Source organism: Bacillus sp. 2D03 (assembly GCF_003946765.1).
GTDB lineage: Bacteria > Bacillota > Bacilli > Bacillales > Bacillaceae_G > Bacillus_A > Bacillus_A cereus.
This window is the reverse complement of the sequence record NZ_RPSJ01000002.1, coordinates 14,247-35,855: the sequence shown is the minus strand read 5'-3', so window position 1 is coordinate 35,855 and position 21,609 is coordinate 14,247. Positions and strand designations below refer to the sequence as shown.

Here is a 21,609-nt window from a genome sequence, read left to right as displayed (position 1 = left end):
AGGTGCATATTTACATATCAATGAAAATATACACCTTTCCTCAGTAATATCATCAAAGCATTAGTTTCTATTACAAAAAATAGAGAGCATTTACATCATTCTATGAGCAACTCATATAGGTTTCTATGTCTCTATCAAGTAAATTTTCCATTATCCTCTTAAAAAGTAATACTCTTGATATATTCATTATTGCCTACGCTTTATTTGCAGTTATTGGGCTGCCCTTTTCGTTCATAGCGTTGCATCTTTTGCATTCTCTACTTTTCAGTTAATGAAAGGGATGTTTCTTTTATCCCTTCAAATTCATTTAATAGGTACTTAGCTATCTTTTCAACTGCGGGGAAGTCTACTATTTCCTCATGTGATCCAGGGACAGAATACTTATTTACTCTTCCATTTAATAAAGGTCCCCAATCTGTAAACAACTCTTTTCCTTCCTCAGCACTAAAGTAGATAACTTCTCCAAAGTATGGTATTAAATCATGCTCTGCCATTAAGTTCAGGCATTTCCTATGAGCATTGATAACTTGCTTCAAATTCATAAGATCTGCATCAGGCGGGAGTACTCCCTCCATAATTAGTCGCTCTACAAGCATATCTTGTTCATGGAAGAGGCCTTCCCCCTGCTCAGTAAGATCTCTAGGAATGAAATGTTCAGATATATATGAGAGCATATCCTCACTCGTTTTATAGTCCTGCTTTGAAGGTACTTTAGTATCCATTAGTATCAACAACTCAACTTCCTCACCTTGATTCTTTAGTACAGTTGCGATTTCATAAGCAATTGCACCGCCTAAAGACCATCCTCCAAGACGATATGGGCCTTCTGGCTGAACACGTTTGATTTCTTCAATGTAAAGTTGAATTAGTTCCGGCAAGGTCAATTCATCAATTTCTCCCTTTTCTATAAGAGGATTCTGTAAACCATAAAATGAACAATGGTTCTTAAGTAATCTTGCTAGTTGAATGTAACAAAATACATTCCCCATAAACGGATGAACACAGAAGAAAGGGCTTTTTTCTGATTCTTGTAGTGGAACTAGCGCTGCTACTGATTTCGTCATATCATGCTTATCACGAATAAGGCATGCGATTCCTTCCAATGTTGGATTCTTAATCAATGTTGAAACCTTAATCTCTTTTCCAAACTTCTCCCTAATTTTTGAAACTAATTTAATTACAAGGAGAGAGTGTCCTCCTCTATTAAAGAAATCATCATTTACATAGACATCTTCTATCTGTAACACATCCTGCCAGATTTTAATCAACTGATATTCAATTTCATCCCTTGGAATGATTGGTGTAGAGAAGTTATTTTCTCTATGAATAGTTAAATTGTTCAATGCCTTTCGATCAACTTTGCCATTCGTTGTAAGAGGAATCTCGTCTACCTTAATAAAGTGTGCGGGAACCATATAATTTGGTACTTGTGTCTTGAGATACTCACGCCACTCATGCATACTACCATCTCCAACTACATAAGCAACCAATCTCTGCTCTCCTAATTTATCCTCTGTTGCCAAAACTACTGCTTCTTTTACCAATGGATGCCTCTCTATACTCGCTTCAATCTCTTCAAGTTCAATACGAAAGCCCCTAATTTTCACTTGATTATCAATTCTTCTCAAGTAATCTAAATTACCATCAGGTAAATAACGAACCAAATCTCCCGTACGATATAAACGCTCTTCTTCATTAAATGGATGACAGATGAATCGCTCTGCTGTTAATTCTGGGCGATTCAAGTATTCTCTCGCTATACCTGCACCCCCAATATATAGCTCACCTGTTACACCAACTGGAACAGGTAACAAATTTTTATCCAATACATAAGTTTGAACGTTCGGCAACGGACGTCCAATTGTTACTCTCTTACTATCTTTTTTGATATGATAGCATGTTGCATCAACCGTACATTCTGTAGGACCGTATACGTTATAAAAATCAATTTTTTCGGTCTCTACTAGCTGTTCCCATAATGACGGCATGATTGCTTCACCACCGACCAATATCTTGCTTGGTACATGAACATCAGCACTTATTTCTAGCAATCCTCCATCTATTAGTAATTGAAGTAATGAAGGTGTCATATCAAACATTTCCAATTTATTCTCCCTAATATAGGACACAAATTGTTCTGGATTAGTGCGAACTTCACTTGGAATAATATATAAACTTGAACCATAAAGCAGCATTTGTAATTGCTGAATAGATACATCAAAGGCAATTGATGCATTCAAACCGACGCGCATATTACTAGGTATCTCATGTGAGAAAACTTCTTTTTGTAAACCATAGGATAGGTTTATTACAGAATGGTGCTGTACTAAAGCTCCCTTTGGATTCCCTGTCGAACCAGAAGTGTAGATAACATACGCTAAGTTTTCCCCTGTTACCTCACATATTGGTGAAAGTTTGCTTTCTTGAGAAAGCATTGCTTGGTCCCTATCTAGGCAAACTGTCTTAATGTCTTTAGGAATCCAGCCTAGTAATACTTCATTTGTAACTAACACTTTAATTCCTGTGTCTTCTAAAATATATTGTAGGCGGCTTTCCGGATTCGATGGATCTAATGGAACATAGGCTGCTCCAGCCTTCCAAATTCCCATGAGACCAACCACCATCTCAACTGAACGCTCAAAGCAAAGGCCAACTAATGACTCTGTCCCAATTCCACATTTCTGTAAATGATGGGCTAATTGATTAGCTCTTTCATTCAGCTCTCGATATGTTAGTTGCTGTTTTTCATCTACCACTGCCAACGCGTCAGGCGTACGATTTACTTGCTCTTCGAATAGTTGATGAATTGCATTCTCACGTGGATAGGATATAGTATTATTATTCCATTCTTCCAATAGCTTTCTTTGTTCAGCTTCCGTAATATATACTAGCTCCGATAGATTTTGATCAATGTTTTTGAGCATTTGCATTAACACTTTGTGTAAATGACCCAGCATTCGTTCAATGGTTACTCTATTAAACTTACTACGGTCATACATTAACTTTAACGATAACTGGATTCCTGGAACTACAGCTAACCCTAATGGGTAGTGGGTTTGTTCTACCCCTTCCAATTCACCAATTTCCAGATTTTCTGAAGACTCCTCTTTCACTGGATAATTTTCAAACACATATAAACTATTGAACAGCGGTATTCCTCTAGGAACTTCACTCCACCCCTGAATCTCTGTCAAAGAAGCATACTCATATTGTCTTCTTTCTATCTCTTCCTCTTGTATCTTTTGCAACCAATCTATTAATTTTATATCATCCATCAATTGAATTCGCGTCGGTGACGTTGTAATGAAAGGACCTACGATGTTTTCAACATCAATAATCTCCGTAGAACGCCCTGAGCTTGTTACACCAAAAACAATGTCATTTTCTCCACTATATCGGCTCATGAGATATGCCCATGCACCTTGAATTACTGTACTCAAAGTAAGTTTATTGCGTTTCGCCCATCCTTGTAACGCTTGAGTCTGCTCTTCTGATAAATACGTAACCTTCTCTGTGTAACCTTTTTCTTCCTCTTTACTTTCTAAGCCCAGCAAAGTTGGCGCAGTAAAACCTTTTAGCTTCTCTCTCCAGAATTGTTCCGCCTGCTCCTTATCTTGCTCTCTTAACCATTGGATATATTTCTTATATGGTGAGGACTTAGGTAACTTCACAGCTTCTCCATTCATTCTCTTCTGATAGACTGTAAGTAATTCATTAAATACTAATGGTAAACTCCATCCATCCAGTAAAATATGGTGATGGGTCCAAACAATCCGATATTCTTCCTCACCTTCTTGAATGACTGTTACCCGCATCAATGGTGCTTCATCAAATTGGAAGGCTTGTTTTCGATCTAATGCCAAAAAGACTTTTCTTTTTTCCTCTATCTCTTCACTTGTCATTGTACGCCAGTCTTCTTTATTCACTTTAAATGGGATATTTTCATACACCACTTGTACAGGTTCTTCAATTTCGTCCCATACAAATCCTGTACGAAAAATTTCATGCCGCTGAATTACAGATTTCCACGCCTGCTCAAATGTAGGAATATTCATTTTTCCTCGAATCATAAAACTCAATTGCACTATATACGGTGCAACATGTTCATCCCCTTGGTCATGCAATGTGTGGAAAATCATACCTTCTTGCAAAGGTGATAGTGGATATAAATCAGTAATCTGATTGTTCTTTCCGCGATGCATTTTGTTTAGTACATTTGTCAAACCTTCTTGGCTAAGATTAGCCATTGCAAAATCCGAAATGGTCAGTGCAGATTCTCTATCTGAAAATTGAATCAATGTACTCAGTTGATATAGCATATTCTGTGCAATACTTTGAATCGTTGATTTGGCAAATTGTCCAACATTGTATACCCAAGTGAACTGAAGTTTTCCATCCGTTACAACCCCAATTACATCAATTACATGCGATCGCTTGGAACCGGCAGCATGATCTAAACGCTTAAATTCGTTCTCCGGAATAAACATTGCATCGCTAGAAAACATTTGGTCAAATTGTCCAAGATAGTTAAAACTAATAGACGGTGTATATTGGGAGCTTAATTGCTCACACATTGTTGCGTTCATGTAACGCAACACCCCATAATCAACACCCTTATTAGGAATTTTGCGAACTTGTTCTTTAACTGCTTTTAATGCTTCAATTGGCGTATTAGCACTAGTAATATTTAAATGAACTGGGTAAATACTTGTAAACCATCCCACAGTTCTCGATAAATCAACATCTTCAATAATCTCTTCTCGACCATGTCCCTCTAAATCTACGCTCAATATCGGCTGCCCCGTACATGCTGCCGTAGCTTGTACTAATGCTGCTAATAATACTTCATTGATTTGGACACGGTGAGTGCTTAAAGTCTCTTGCAATAACATACGGGTCTCATTCTCATTTAACACCACAGTAATTTCCTCAGTTACTGCGCTTACTGGATTACTTATAGTACCATCTACCGGCAATTTAACTACGTCTTGTTCAGCCTGCTCCTCCCAGTAATGTAGCACTTCTTTTGATAGGCCAGTTTCAGCGTAATGATGTAATTTCTCCGACCATTCTTTAAAAGATGTACTCTTCATAGGTAATTGAATTTTCTGCCCTTGGACTACTTGCGTATATGCTGTTTGCAAATCTTCCAATAAAATTCGCCAAGAAACACCATCCACGGCTAAATGATGAATTGTCCAAAATAATCGGCCAGCGTGCTCACCTTCATCAAAATACACCATTCTCATTAGCGGACCATCATGTAAATTCAAACTTTCTTGTGCAATATTAATCTCTTTTTGAATAACCTGATGCCAATCAGCTTCCGGCACTTCGTCTAATGAAATGACAGTAAGCATCAATTGTTCTTCTATTCCTTCATTCCACTGTTTCCAAACCCCATTAGGTAAACGTTCATATCTTAAACGCAGAGCATCATGATGAAGTAGAAGGTTACCTGCCGCCTTTTCCAGTGATCCTATGTCCAATTTCTCTTTCGTTCTAAAGAACATGGATTGATTCCAATGATGTGGGTTAGGATGATTTTGTGCAAAAAACCTTTGCTGAATAGGTGTAAGTATCGTCTCTCCAGTTATAATTCCCTGTTCAGCTTGTACACCTTGTTCTTCTTTGACTACTTGCGCCAACTCAGCAATTGTTTGGTGTTCAAATATTTGTTTTGGTGTCAATTGTAAACCAACTTGCTTCGCGCGCGAGACAATCTGAATGCTAAGAATTGAATCTCCACCAATTTCAAAGAAGTTATCATTCATACCAATACGTTTTGAACCTAGCACACGTTCCCAAATGATAGAAAGCTTATGTTCACGTTCATTTCTTGGGGCCACGTATCCTTCTTGTGTTCCTTGATAATCTGGTATAGGTAACGATTTCCGATCAATCTTTCCATTTATGGTTAGCGGTAATTCTTTCATTTCGACAAAGTAGGAAGGTATCATATGGATTGGCAGTTTTGTTTTAAGATACTCTCGCCATTCTTCTAAACTGCCTTCGCCCACTACATAAGCTACCAGCCTCTTATCTCCCGACTGATTTTCCCTAACCATTACAACTGCCTCTTTTACTAAGTCATGCTCTTGTAAAGTCGACTCAATCTCTCCAAGTTCAATTCGAAATCCTCTAATCTTCACTTGATTATCCATTCTTCCTAAGTAGTCTATATTACCATCAGGAAGATATCTCACAAGATCACCTGTTCTATATAACCTCTCGCCTTCTTTGAATGGATGAGAAATAAATCGTTCGGATGTTAACTTTGGACGATTCAAGTACCCCCTTGCTAGACCTGCTCCTCCGATATAAAGTTCCCCCATTACACCAACTGGAACTGGCAACCTATTTCTATCTAATACATAAGTTTGAACGTTCGGCAATGGACGCCCAATTGTTACTCTCTTACTATCTTTTTTGATATGATAGCATGTTGCATCAACCGTACATTCTGTAGGACCATATACATTATAAAACTGGATTTTATCAGTCTCTACTAGCTGTTCCCATAATGACGGCATAATTGCTTCACCACCAACCAGTACCTTACTTGGAACATGAACGCCATCGCACGTTTCTAACAATCCGACATCTATAAGTAATTGAAGCAATGAAGGTGTTATATCAAAGATTTCTAACTTGTTCTCCCTAATATAAGCTACAAACTGCTCCGGATCACTTCGTACTTCGCTTGGAATAATATACAAACTTGAACCATAAAGCAGCATTTGTAATTGCTGAATAGATGCATCAAAGGCAATTGACGCATTTAAACCGACATGCATGTTAGATGGTATCTCATCTTCGAAAACCTCTTTTTGTAAACCATGCGACAAGTTTATTACAGAATGATGCTGTATCAAGACACCCTTTGGGTTCCCTGTCGATCCCGAAGTATAGATAACATACGCTAGATTTTCTCCTGTTACTTCACATTTTGGTGAAAGAATGCTTTCTTGCGAAATCATTGTTTGATCCCTATCTAGACAAACTATCTTGATTTCTTTAGGTATCCAATCTTTCAATGACTCGTTCGTAACTAATACTTGAATTCCAGTGTCCTCCAAAATATATCGTAGGCGACTTTCTGGATATGATGGGTCTAATGGAACATAGGCTGCTCCAGCCTTCCAAATCCCCATAATACTAACAACCATCTCAATTGAACGCTCAAAGCAAAGTCCAACCAATGATTCATTCCCAATTCCGCATTGCTGAAGATAGTGGGCCAATTGATTAGCTTTTTCATTCAGCTCTCGATACGTTAACTGCTGTTTTTCATCTACCACTGCTACCGCATCAGGTGTACGATTTACTTGCTCTTCAAACAGCTGATGAATTGTACTTTCCTGTGGATATGCTACAGCACCATTATTCCACTCTTCCAACTGTTTTTGCTGTAATCCTGATAATATAGGCAACTTAGCTAATGATTTATCAGGATTCTCCACGATTACATTCAACCAGTTCCCAAAATGTTCAGCCATGGATTCAATAGTTAAGCTGTCAAATAAATCAGTTCTATAAACAAAAGTAAGTAATAAACCCTCTTCCACTTCTGCAGCAGTTAAACTTAAATCAAACTTAGCGATCGGAGCATTACTTTCCATTACTTCTATATTTCTTCCATGTAATTCTGGTAGCTTTTGTCCCGTATTTTGCAAAGTAAACATGGTTTGAAAAATCGGAGAATGGCTTGTATTTCGTTCAGGTTGGATAACCTCTACAATTTTCTCAAACGGAACATCTTGATACTCATACGCCTTCAATGCTTTTATCCGTACTTGAGATAACAACTCTTGAAATGCCGGTGCATTACTTAAATCAGCTCGATAAACCAAAGTGTTGACAAAGAAACCAATCAGCCCCTCAATTTCTCGATAATTTCGATTTGCAATTGGGCTACCAACAATAATATCCGTTTGTCCCGTATAACGAGCAAGGAAACTTTGATACGATGCCAATAAGGTCATGAAAAGTGTGGCCCCTTCTTGACGACTTAGTTCGTTTAATTTATCCAGTAATGAGCGTGACAACAAAACATTATGAGTTAATCCATGATGGGTTTGCACTGGCGGACGCGGACGATCCATTGGCAACATTAAGACTGGTAACTCACCAGATAATTCTTCCTTCCAATATGCAAGCTGTTGATATAGTACTTCATCTTTCAACCAGTCTCTTTGCCACTGAGCAAAATCGGCATATTGAACTGGTAGTGGTTCCAGCTCTGCTTGTTTTTCACCAATCGCATTCTCATAAAATGCCATCCATTCTTGAAGCAAGATTTCCATCGACCACCCATCCGAGATAATATGATGCATATTACACAGAAGAACCCATTCTTCTTCTGAAATTCTTATGAGTTTCCCACGGAATAATGGCCCTTGTTCTAAATCAAATGGAGATTCGACTTCAGTTTGAATCCATTGCTCCAGCTTTCTTTCTCGCTCCTCTAATGAAAGCTTATTTAAGTCCATTTGCAGAAGCGGACGGAAAACGTACGGTTGAATCTGCTGCACAGGATGGCCATCCTCTTCATAAAATACAGTCCGCAAAGATTCATGACGCTCTATCAACTGATTCCATCCCAATTCCAATGCTTCAGGTAACCAATTCCCTGTAAGGCGGCATGCCATTGGCATATTATAAAGGGCACTATTAGGTGCAAATTGATCAATAAACCATAAGCGCTGTTGGGCATAAGATAGTGGAATATTATTTCCACGTTCCATCGGCACCAATGGTGGAATTTCTCGTTTTTCATTCCCCTTACGTAACTGATCCATTCGTTTCGCTAATGCCTCGATCGTTGAATATTCGAACAGTTCACGTACTGGCAATTTGATTTGAAAGACTTCCTGTAAGCGCGAGACCACTTGTGTAGCAAGTAGAGAGTGACCACCGAGATCAAAGAAAGAATCCTGAACATCAATGTCTCTTATTCCTAGCACTTGACTCCACACTGAAGCAATAAGTTCTTCCAGCGGAGTTCTTGGGTATACAGTATTTTCAGTGGATTGTTCACTAAGTATAGGCAATGCCTTCAAATCAAGTTTTCCATTCGGTGTAAGTGGTAAAAATTCCATCTCAATAAAGTTTGTTGGAACCATGTAATTAGGTAAATGTGTTTGTAGATGTTCTCGCCATTCATGGACACTTCCTTCACCAACTACATAAGCTACTAATCTCTTATCACCTTGATTATCCTCTCGCACCAATACAACAGCTTCTTTGACAGAAGAATGTGCCTGCAAAACAGCTTCTATTTCTCCCAATTCAATCCGGAAACCACGAATTTTCACTTGGTCATCTATACGTCCATGGAACTGGAGATTACCATCAGAAAGATAACTTGCTTTGTCTCCTGTATAATAGAGACGTTCTCCTGACTTGAAAGGATGTGGAATAAATTTTTCCTTTGTAAGATCCGGACGATTAGCATATCCACGTGCAAGACTCTTCCCTCCAATATAGAGATCTCCAATTACACCAATTGGTACTAGCTGAAGATGAGAATCTAACACATAAACTTCTGTATTCGCAATCGGTCGACCAATCGATGGCGTACCTGTTGTCACTCCTACAGGTACATAACAATCTGTGGTAACAACGGTATTTTCCGATGGACCATACTGATTAATTACCGCAAAAGGAATATCGTTAGATGGATACTGCGTTAATTGATCCCCACCAGTAATGATAAAACGAAGATCCGTTTTATCTGGCCAAGATAATTTCAAGAGTCTTTCCAGAATAGGCGTAGGTGCAAAGCTAGCTGTTATTCGTGAATCAATGAGCCAGTCCCTTAGTGCTTCTGGATTAATTCTCAGTTCCTCTGTTGACAAGTAGAGTGCTGCGCCAGCAGTTAGATACGGCCAGATCTCCTGGACAGCCGAATCAAAAGCAACCCCTGCAATCTGAGTCGCACGATCCTCTGCTGAAATATGATAAACTTCCTGATGCCAAGAAACCATATTCATTAATGAGCGATATTCAACCATGACACCCTTCGGTTTTCCTGTAGAACCAGAGGTATAAACAATATAGGCTAAGTTCTCTGGATTTATTTGACGTGTAGGTGCGATTACGCTTTCCACCGTTAATTCTTCTAACCTCACCATTTCGACGTGTGCGAAATGTCCTTCTTGTCCTTCCGCCGTCACTACAAATTGAATTCCTGCATCTTCAATCATGTATTCTAACCTTGATTTTGGATACAACGGATCTAAAACGACATAAGCTCCACCAGCTTTTAAAATGCCTAGTAAACTTACCATCAGCTCAGCTGACCTCGGAAGATAAACCCCTACCACTGACTCTGGGGCTACTCCCTTTCGCTGTAAAACATTTGCCAACTGATTTGCTTGTGTATCCAATTCACCATAAGTCCACTGTTTTGTTTGATCAACTATCGCAATCGCATCAGGACGCCTTGCTACTTGCTCCTCAACTTTGTCGCAAATAAGACCCTGATGAGACATTTCCATTACAGTGTCATTCCATGTTTCTAATAACAAAGTACGCTCGGTTTCTGATAGCATGCTCAGGTCATGCAACGGATTTTGTGGGCGATGAGAAACTTCATGTAGCCATTTCTCAAAGTGTCCTGCCATCCGTTCAATAGTAGTAGCATTGAATAAATCCTTATTGTACTCAAAAGTAAAAAGTAATCCCTCTTCCGTCTCAACTGCCATTACACTTAAATCAAACTTTGCAATTGGACTATGGCTTTCTATCATTTCAATACTTCTACTCGATAACACCGGTAACTCTTGTTTCATATTTTGCAAGATGAACATAGTCTGGAAGATTGGCGAATGACTTGTACTTCGCTCCGGTTGCACAACTTCTACAATTTTTTCAAATGGAATATCTTGATATTCATACGCCTTCAATGCCTTTTGACGAACCTGATACAGTACATCTTGAAATGTCGGTCTACCACTCAAATTAGCTCGATAAACTAGCGTGTTAACGAAGAAACCAATTAGTCCTTCAATTTCTCTATAATTCCGATTCGCAATTGGGCTTCCGACCAGAATATCTTCTTGTCCCGTATAACGAGATAGAAAACTTTGATATGCAGCTAAAAGCGTCATGAAGAGCGTAGCCCCTTCTTTTCGACTAAGTTCATTCAATTTATCATGTAGCGTGCTTGGCAGAACCAGAGTGTATGTCGACCCGTGATGAGTTTGTATTGCGGGACGCGGGCGATCCACAGGAAGTTGGAGTACAGGAAGCTCCCCAGACAATTCTTCCCTCCAATATTGGAGTTGTTGATCAAGCACCTCCTCCTTTAGCCATCCTTTTTGCCACTGAGCAAAGTCGGCATATTGAACCGGTAATGGTTCAAGTTCCGCTACCTTTCCATTCGTTGCTTTCTCATAAAATGCCATCCATTCTTCAAGTAGGATTCCCATTGACCATCCATCTGAAATGATATGATGTAGAGTACAAAGGAGTATCCATTCTTCCTCTCCCACGTGCAAAATACTTGTCCTGATTAATGGACCCTCTGTTAAATCAAATGGCACTTCTGTTTCTTGTTGAATTAAACGTTTAACTTCTTCTTCTTGATCTTCAGAAGAAAGCATAGTTAAATCCGTTTTCGGAATTGATTGAAAAGCATACGGTTCAATTTGCTGTACGGGTTGACCATTCACTTCTTGAAAGACCGTCCGCAGTGATTCATGACGTTCTATTAGTTGATTCCATCCCGTTTCCAATGCTTCAAGTAGCCAATTCCCTGTAAGACGGCATACCATTGGCATATTGTAAAGGGCACTATTAGGTGTAAATTGATCAATAAACCATAAACGTTGTTGGGCATAAGATAGTGGAATAGCTTCTCCTCGTTTCATTGGTATTAGTGGCGGAATCTCTCGTTTTTTATCTCCTTTACGTAACTGTTCTAATCGCTTTGCCAGTGACTCCACCGTTGTATATTCAAATAGTTCACGTACTGGTAATTCGATTTGAAAAATTCCCTGTAAACGTGACACTACTTGAGTAGCTAGTAGTGAATGACCACCGATTTCAAAAAAGGAATCCTGAACACTAATATTTTTTATTCCTAACACTTGGCTCCAAACGGAAACGATGAGCTCCTCCACTGGTGTTCGTGATGAAGTAATATCTTCACTTATGAACTGTTCTTCTAATTCCAATAATGCTTTCCGATTCACTTTACCATTTGGAGTAAGTGGCATACCTTCAATTTGGAAAAAGTATGCCGGAACCATATAATGTGGTAATTGCTTCTTAAGATATTCACGCCACTCTCCAGTATCCCCTTCCCCCACTACATAAGCTACTAACTGCTTATCTCCTGGTCGATCTTCCTTCACCAACACGACTGCCTCTTTTACAGATGAGTGATCATGTAAAGCTGCTTCAATTTCTCCCAATTCAATTCGGAATCCTCTAATTTTAACTTGGTTATCTATTCTTCCAATATATTCTAAGTTACGATCATTCATATATCTCACCAAGTCACCCGTTCGATATAATCGTTCCCCGTCCTTAAAAGGATGCGGAATAAAACGTTCAGTAGTTAAATCCGGTCGATTGAAGTAGCCACGTGCCAATCCTACTCCTCCAAGGTAAAGTTCCCCTGCCACACCAATCGGGACCACTTGTTGATATTGATCTAACACATACAACTCTGTATTATCAATCGGACGACCAATCGGAATAATCATTGCTTCTTTTTCTAAATCACAATCGTAATAAGTCACATCCACAGTCGCTTCAGTAGGACCATACAAGTTAATTAACTTTGTTTGCTGAACATTGTAAAAGATCCCCTTAAACCGGCGAACATGCTCAGTGTTTAACGCTTCTCCACTAGTAAAAACTTGAATTAAAGACGATACATCCCTTTTCGAATTATATAGTTCCATATAATCTAAGAAAGTAGATAACATCGACGGAACAAAGTGCATAGTGGACACGCGATATCGTTCAATATACTCCTCAATCACCGCAGGATCTTTCTCTCCTCCTGGTGGAAGTAAACAAACACGTGCTCCTACAAATGACCACCAAAATAATTCCCAGACAGAAACATCGAACGAAAACGGTGTCTTTTGTAGGATTGTATCCTCCTCGGACAATGGGTATTTTTTCTGCATCCACTGTAGGCGGTTGATAACGGAATGATGTTCAATCATTACCCCCTTTGGATTTCCCGTCGAACCCGAAGTGTATATAATATAGGCTAAGTTATTTGCTGTTACTCCACTTACCGGAGCTAAATTACTCTCTTTAGAAATCATCACTTGATCCCGGTCTAAACAAATTGCTTGAATATCTTTAGGTAACCAGTCCTGTAGTGCCCCTTTTGTTAACAGCACTTGAATTTGTGAATTCTCCAAAATATATCTCAGGCGGTTTTCAGGATAACTTGAGTCCAGTGGGACATAAGCCCCACCTGCCTTCAAAATCCCAAAGAGACCGATAATCATATCAGGAGAACGTTCAATACATATACCAACCAATGATTCAGGTCCGATACCTCGTTTTTGTAGAAAATGTGCCAATTGATTCGATTTTTCATTTAGTTCTTGATACGTTAGCTTTCCACCCTCATAAACTACCGCCACTGCATCAGGTGTCCGTGCAACTTGCTGCTCAAATAGCTCATGAATCATACAATCATGACCATAAACTACGTCCGTATCATTCCATTCTTCTAGGAGTTGTTTTTGCTCAGTATCCGATAACATTGACAGCTTTGTATATGATTCATCTGGATGATACGTGATTTCATTTAGCCAGTTCTCAAAATGTCCTGCCATACGTGCAATGGTACTACTATCAAATAAATCCGTGTTGTATTCAAATGAGACGAATAGACCTTCTTCCACTTCATAGGCAGTTAAGCTCAAATCAAATTTAGCAATAGACATATTACTTTCTACCATTTCAATACTTCTATCAGGCAAATCTAGTCGTTCTTGTTTTATATTCTGTAGCGTAAACATGGTCTGAAATATAGGGGAATGACTCATGCTTCGTTCAGGTTGCACAGCTTCTACCACTTTTTCAAATGGTATATCTTGATATTCGTAAGCTTTTAACGCCTTTTTCTTTGTTTGGTTCAAAATCTCCCGAAAAGTAGGGGTGCCACTCAAATCTGATCGATAAACCAACGTATTAACAAAGAAACCAATTAATCCTTCTACTCCCTTATGGTTCCGATTTGCAATCGGGCTACCAACTAGAATATCTTTTTGTCCCGTATAACGAGCAAGAAAGCTCTGGTATGCGGCCATTAAAGTCATAAATAAAGTAGATCCTTCTTGTCGACTTATATCCTTCAATTGACTGAGCAATTTATAAGGAAAAATCACATGATGCGCAGCCCCAGAGTAAGTCTGCTTAACCGGTCGAGGTCGATCCACTGGCAGTTGTAAGATAGGAAGCTCACCAGACAATTCTTTCTGCCAATACGTAAGCTGACGATTTAGCACATCACCTTGCAACCACTCCTTTTGCCACTTCGCAAAGTCTGCATATTGAATAGATAATGAACTTAATTTAGCAGGATTTCCGCCCGTTTCTTCTTCATAGAAAGCAAGGAATTCATTCATGAATATACCAATGGACCAAGCATCAGAAATAATATGATGCATCGTACACAGTAATAACCATTCATCCTTCTCTAATTGAACAAGCTGATTACGAATTAAAGGACCATTCATTAAATCAAATGGTTCTTGCGCTTCTCTCGCAATTAAACTATCTACCTCTTTTTCTTTTACTTCTAGAGGAAGTTGAGAGTAATCCCTTACAGGTAATGCTCTAGGAAGGAATTCGACAATTTGTTGCACAGGCTGTTCTCCTATTTCTTTAAAAACAGTTCGTAATGATTCATGACGTTCAATGAGTCGATTGAATCCCTTCTCTAATGCTTCAGGTATCCAATTTCCTTTTAGATGCCATACTGTTGGAATATTATATAAAGAACTGTTTGGGTTAAATCTGTCCATAAACCACAAACGTTGTTGTGCATAAGACAACGGGAGTGCTTCTTTATTCTCCTTTTTTTGCATTTGCTTCTGAAGCCATGCTCTCTTCTCAGGAGAAAGTGAACTCAGCTTTGCAAGTAAATCACTTCTCATTTTTTTACCCCTTCCTCAATCAAATTACTCTCAAATATCCCTTGTGCTTCTTCCTCTGATAACTCTTCTAATTGCTTAAGCAGTTCCAGTAATTCTTCATCATTACTCACTTCTGCTTCTTTTTGAATATAATCTTGAAGGCTTACATTCTCCTTACTATCATTCTGCATTTCTTGATTTTTGTTATCGAGCAATTGATCAATCTGTTCTGCCAATTGCTGCACCGTATGAAACATAAATAAATCATGCAATGGTATCTCGATTCCAAAAGCCTCTTTAAGATTAGAAACGGCTTGCGTAGCAAGTAATGAATGTCCACCAATTTCAAAAAACGAATCTTGAATTCCGATGTTTTCCATGCCTAAAACTTCATGCCATATCGAAACAATTGTTTTTTCCGTAGACGTACGAGGAGCAATATAACAACTCGCTATCTCCTGCTTCTCTGGTGCTGGTAAAGCCTTCCTATCAATTTTTCCATTAGGAGTGAGTGGAAATGCATTTAATCCAACAAAATAGGATGGAATCATATAATTTGGTAGTTGGTCCTTGAGATAATCACGCCACTTTTGAGCATCCCCGTCTCCTACAACATAGGCAATCAAACGTGGATCGCCAGGATAATCTTCCCGCACCATCACAATAGCTTCGTTAACTAATGTATGCTTTTGTAATACCGCTTCGATTTCTCCTAGTTCAATCCGGAACCCACGAATTTTCACCTGATGATCAATTCGTCCAACATACTCCAAATTTCCATCCGGCAAATACCTTACTAGATCTCCAGTCCGGTATACTCGCTCGTCTTCTTTAAACGGATGCGGTATAAATCGATTTTTCGTTAAGTCAGGGCGTTTTAAATATCCACGTGCTAACCCTGATCCACCAATGTACAACTCACCAACTACACCAATTGGAACCATTTTTTGTTCAGCACTCAATACATATACTTCTGTATTGAAGATTGGTTTACCAATTGGTGGTACCCTATGCATGACACCCTTTTCTAATTCCATATACGTGGAATACGTAGTATCTTCAGACGGTCCATATAAGTTGAACACCTTCTCAATCGTACTTCTCTCGTATAAATCTTGAACAAGCGGATATGGTAACGGTTCTCCAGCCAAATTCATTACCTTTACTGAAGAAGGAATTGTTTTTGCTCGAACCAGTTCCTTTGCTGCCGATGGCACAGTATTAACCAAAGTCACACCTTTGGTAGACAACTTGTCTAGATGTAGAGCATTTTCAGCGACAATCACCTTACCACCCATCGTTAAGGGAACAAATACTTCAAAAACGGATAAATCAAAAGATAGTGAAGTTGAAGCTAATACTCCCGCTAATTCCTTTCGAGAATACGTATGATGCGCCCAATGAATCATTGTTACTGTATTCCTGTGCTCAATCATTACTCCCTTTGGATTTCCAGTGGAACCTGAAGTATAGATAATATAGGCTAAGTTATCGCCCGTCACTTCACTCGTGCATACCGTAGTAACTTCTTGTTCTATTTCTGCTCGATTACGATCAATACAAATGACGTTGACGAATGTAGGTATAACCATTTTTTGTTGTAACTTTTCCTGTGTCACCAGTACCTTTATTTGAGCATCTTCTAAAATGTACTGCAGTCGACTTTCCGGATACGCTGGATCAATTGGGACATATGCTCCTCCCGCCTTCATAATTCCTAAGAGACCGACAATCATCTCGGATGAACGTGTAACGCAAATCCCAACCAATGTTTCGCATGTTACACCATTTTTTTGTAAATAATGTGCCAACTGATTCGAGCGTTCGTCCAACTCTCGATATGTTAGTTCTTCATCTTCGCACACTACTGCAATTGCTTCTGGTGTTTTTTCCACTTGTTCTTCAAACATTGTATGAATCGTGCTATCTTCTATATCTATAACGGCTGATTCATTCCATTCCACTAGTAGTTGCTTATATTCCACTTTCGATAACATATTCAATTCTGATAATAAACATTTTGGATAAGAGGCAATTTGATTTAGCCAATGTTCAAAATGATTTACCATACGTTCAATGGTTGTATCATTAAACAAATCAGTATTATATTCAAAGGTTAGTGATAATCCTTCTTCCGTCTCAGAAGCAAATAAACTCAAATCAAATTTGGCAACAGAAACATGGCTTTCCATGAGTTCCATTTGTCTTTCAGATAGCTGAAGAAACTCTTGTTTCGTATTCTGTAAAGTAAACATAGTTTGGAATATTGGTGAATGACTTGTATTCCGTTCAGGTTTTACGGATTCTACCACTTTCTCAAATGGGATGTCCTGATACTCGTATGCTTTTAGTGCTTTTTTTCTTATCTGCGATAAAAGTTCTTGGAACGTCGGATTTTCACTGAAATCAGCTCGATAAACTAACGTGTTTGCAAAAAATCCTATTAATCCCTCAATCTCTTTCACATTTCGATTAGCGATTGGGCTTCCAACTATAATGTCGTCCTGTCCTGTATAACGAGAAAGGAAGCTTTGATACGCTGCCATCAATGTCATAAATAAAGTGCATCCTTCTTGCAAACTTAAATCTTTGAGCTTTTCCTGTAAGGAATTCGCCACTATTAAGGACTGACTTGCACCACGATGGGTTTGAACTGCAGGTCGAGGACGATCCATCGGTAGTTGTAAAACCGGTAGTTCCCCAGACAATTCTTCCTTCCAATATTGAAGGTGCTGATTCAAATTCTCTTCTTTTTGCCATTCCTTCTGCCACATAACAAAATCTGCATATTGGATAGATAACTCCTTCAATTCTGCCGGTTTGCCGCTTAATGCGCCTTCATAAAAAGCCATCCATTCTTCAAGTAAGATTCCCATTGACCATCCATCTGAAATAATATGATGCATCGTACAAATGAGAATCCATTCTTCCTTGTCCACTTTCAACATTCGTGTTCGAATTAGAGGACCTTGTCCAAAATGAAATGGTTCCTCAGCCTCGTTTTGAATGAGCCGTTTCATTTCTCTTTCCCTATCTTCCAAAGAAAGATCTGTTAGATTCGTTTGAGGAATATGTCTGAATACATGAGATTGAACTTGTTGAAAAGGTTCACCCTCTTGTTCTAGAATTATCGTCCTTAATGATTCATGACGCTCCAACAATTGATTCCATCCGGCCTCCAATGCTTCAATTGACCATTCACCTGTTAAGCGACACGCTGCATGGATATTGTACATAGCACTATTTGGCATTAATTGATCAATAAACCATAGACGTTTCTGCGCATAGGAAAGTGGGATAATTTCTTCTCGTGTCATAGGTACAAGGGGAGCAACCTCTCGTTTTTTATCTTCTTTTCGTAACTGATCCACCCGTTTCGCCAATGCTTCCACTGTATCGTGCTTGAAAAGTTCACGTAATGGAATTTTAATTTGGAACAGTTCTTGCAATCGAGAGACAATTTGAGTAGCAAGTAGTGAGTGCCCACCACGTTCAAAGAAGGAATCCTGAATGCCAATATTTTCTGTTCCTAACACTTGACTCCAAACCGAGGCGATAAGCTCTTCCGATGGCGTCCGAGGTAGCACATTTAAATCTTCAATAGCTTGCTCATCAGGTGCTGGCAAGGCCTTTCGGTCAATTTTCCCATTTGGAGTAAGCGGGAAGTGTTCTAACTCTATAAAGTGCGCTGGAATCATATGATTCGGTAATTGTTTTTGTAAATACTCTCTCCACTCCTCGGTATTTCCATCGCTTATTACATATGCAACCAATCGTTGATCACCTGGACGATCTTCTCTAACTAATACGACAGCCTCTTTAATAAACGAACATTTTTCTAAAGTCGCTTCAATTTCTCCTAATTCAATCCTAAAACCACGCATTTTGACTTGGTGGTCCATTCTACCTATAAATTCTAAATTCCCATCAGTTAAATATCTTACTGAATCTCCTGTTCGATATAGTCGTTCCCCAAATCGATATGGATGCGAAACGAATTTTTCAGCAGTAAGATTCGGACGATTTAAGTATCCACGTGCTAAACCAGCACCACCAATATATAACTCACCCTCAATTCCTATTGATTGCAAGCGTTGATTTTGGTCTAATACATATAATTGCGTGTTCTGTATTGGCTGCCCAATAGAAACAAATTCTTGATTAGGCTGAATATCAAATGCATTCACATAAATAGTGGCTTCAGTTGGCCCATAAAAGTTGGTTAATTTCACTTGTCCACTATAATTCCATTTCTGTTGAAATCGTCTAACCAACCCTGAACTTAGTTCTTCTCCACCAGAAAATACATGGCGTACGGACGAGCAATTCATGTTCAATTCAATATGATTGAAGTGGTCTAAGAAAACAGATAACATCGAAGGTACAAATTGAACTATAGTAACCTGATGTTGTTTAATCACTTCAGCTATAATAGAAGGATCTTTTTCTCCACCTGGAGGTAGGAAAGATACACTTGCACCAACGTGAATGCCCCAAAACAATTCCCAAACAGAGACATCAAATGAGAATGGCGTTTTCTGCAAGACCACATCCTTTTCAGAAAGCGGATATTTATGTTGCATCCATTCTAGATAATTAATTACTGAATGATGCTCAATCATTACTCCCTTTGGATTCCCTGTAGATCCTGAAGTATACATAACATACGCTAAATTTTCTCCTGTTACACCACTTATACATGGGGTTGATTCTTCTTTTTCAATTGCAGTGTAATCTTTATTCATACAAATTGTTTCTATATTTTCAGATACAAACAAATTTTTAGAATTCTCTTCCGTCACTAGTACTTCGATTCCAGCATCCTCTAATATATATCGAAGTCGACTCTCTGGATAAGTAGGGTCAAGTGGAACATACGCTGCTCCTGATTTTAGAATACCTAATAACGCTATCATCATTTGTAATGAACGTTCCATATATACCCCAACTAGAGACTCTGGGCCTACACCATGCTTTTGTAAATAATGAGCTAGCTGATTTGCACGCTTCTCCAACTCTTTATAGGTAATTTGTTCATTTTCGTAACTAGCCGCGATTGCTTCCGGTGTTTTTTTAACTTGCTCCTCAAACATCGTATGAATCATGCCTTCAGCCGAATAATTAAATTGAGTATGATTCCATTCCTCTAGTAACTGTATTTGTTCTTCTTCTGTTAAATGAGTAATTTCAAATAGTTTTGAATCTAGGCTCTTCGTCATCTGAATTAATATTTGCAATAAGTGATTCTGAATCCGATTTATTGCTTCTTCATTAAAATAGCTTCGATCATACATCAACTTTAAAGTAATTTTCTTACCGGGCATTACAATGAGTGTTAAAGGATAATTTGTTTGTTCCGTGCTTGTAACATCTAGTAATCTTAAATCATCATTTCTCTCACCTTGAATTGGATAATTTTCAAACACATACAAGGTATGAAATAAGGAGCAATTTCGCGGAACCTCACTCCAGCCTTGAATATCTATCAACGAATTATACTCATACTGTCTTCGTTCCATTTCTTTCATTTGTATTTTACGAAGCCAATCTACTACTGATGTATTATCCGTTAATCGAATTCTGGTAGGTAATGTGTTAATAAATAGCCCCACCATATTCTCTGCTCCTATTAAATCAGTAGGACGTCCAGCGCTAGTTACGCCAAATACGACGTCACTGTCACCGCTATACCTACTCATCAAATAAGCCCATGCACCTTGTACTAACGTATTCAACGTTAATCGACTATTTCGTACCCACTCTTGTAAACTCTCAGTAAGTTCCTCAGATACTTGATAAGCACATTCTCCATAACCCTTCTCTTGTCCTTGATCCTTTCTTTCCATTGCTAATGGAGTAGGTGCATAGAACCCTTTTAATTCTTCTTTCCAAAATTCCTCTGCTTGACTTTGATCTTGTTTATTTATCCATTGAATATATTTTTTATAAGGAAGAGATTTAGGGAAATTCAACAATTCTCCCTTTATCATCTTGAGATAAACTTCCATCACTTCACTAAAGACCAATGACACACTCCATCCATCTAGCAAAATATGATGATGTGTCCAAATAATTCTCGTTTTCTCTTTTGCTTCTTTAATCGCAGTGACTCTCATCAATGGTGCTTCATCCAATAAAAATCCTTTTCTACGATCTACATTCAAAAACTGTTTTAATTTCTTCGCCCTTTCCTCATGTGGATGGGTGCTCCAATCCTCTTGATGAATAGTAAAAGGAAGACGTTGGTAAACCGCTTGTAGTGGCTTTTCTACTTCCTCCCATACAAATACTGAACGTAAAACCTCATGTCGATTAATAACATATTCCCAAGCCTTTTCAAAAGTATCAACATCCAATTGCCCCCCGAGCAAGAAACCTACTTGTACAATATAGGAAAAAGAATGTTCATCATCTTGATCGTATAAAGTATGAAACAGTATTCCTTTTTGCAAAGGTGATAAACCATATATATCAATAACGTCTCCCATTT

2 protein-coding genes are annotated in these 21,609 nt (G+C 38.6%); both read right to left on the bottom strand.

The window, feature by feature from the left end; genetic code table 11:
- Positions 1-257: 257 nt before the first annotated feature.
- Entirely contained in the window at positions 258-15,140 is a 14,883-nt protein-coding gene (locus EBQ15_RS05150; protein WP_001255742.1) for a non-ribosomal peptide synthetase, read from the bottom strand.
- Positions 15,137-21,607, bottom strand: a complete 6,471-nt coding sequence (locus tag EBQ15_RS05145; protein WP_000503034.1) for a non-ribosomal peptide synthetase — start codon at positions 21,605-21,607, stop codon at positions 15,137-15,139. Before EBQ15_RS05145 ends, EBQ15_RS05150 begins: the two co-directional genes overlap by 4 nt.
- Between the last annotated feature and the right edge of the window lie 2 nt (positions 21,608-21,609).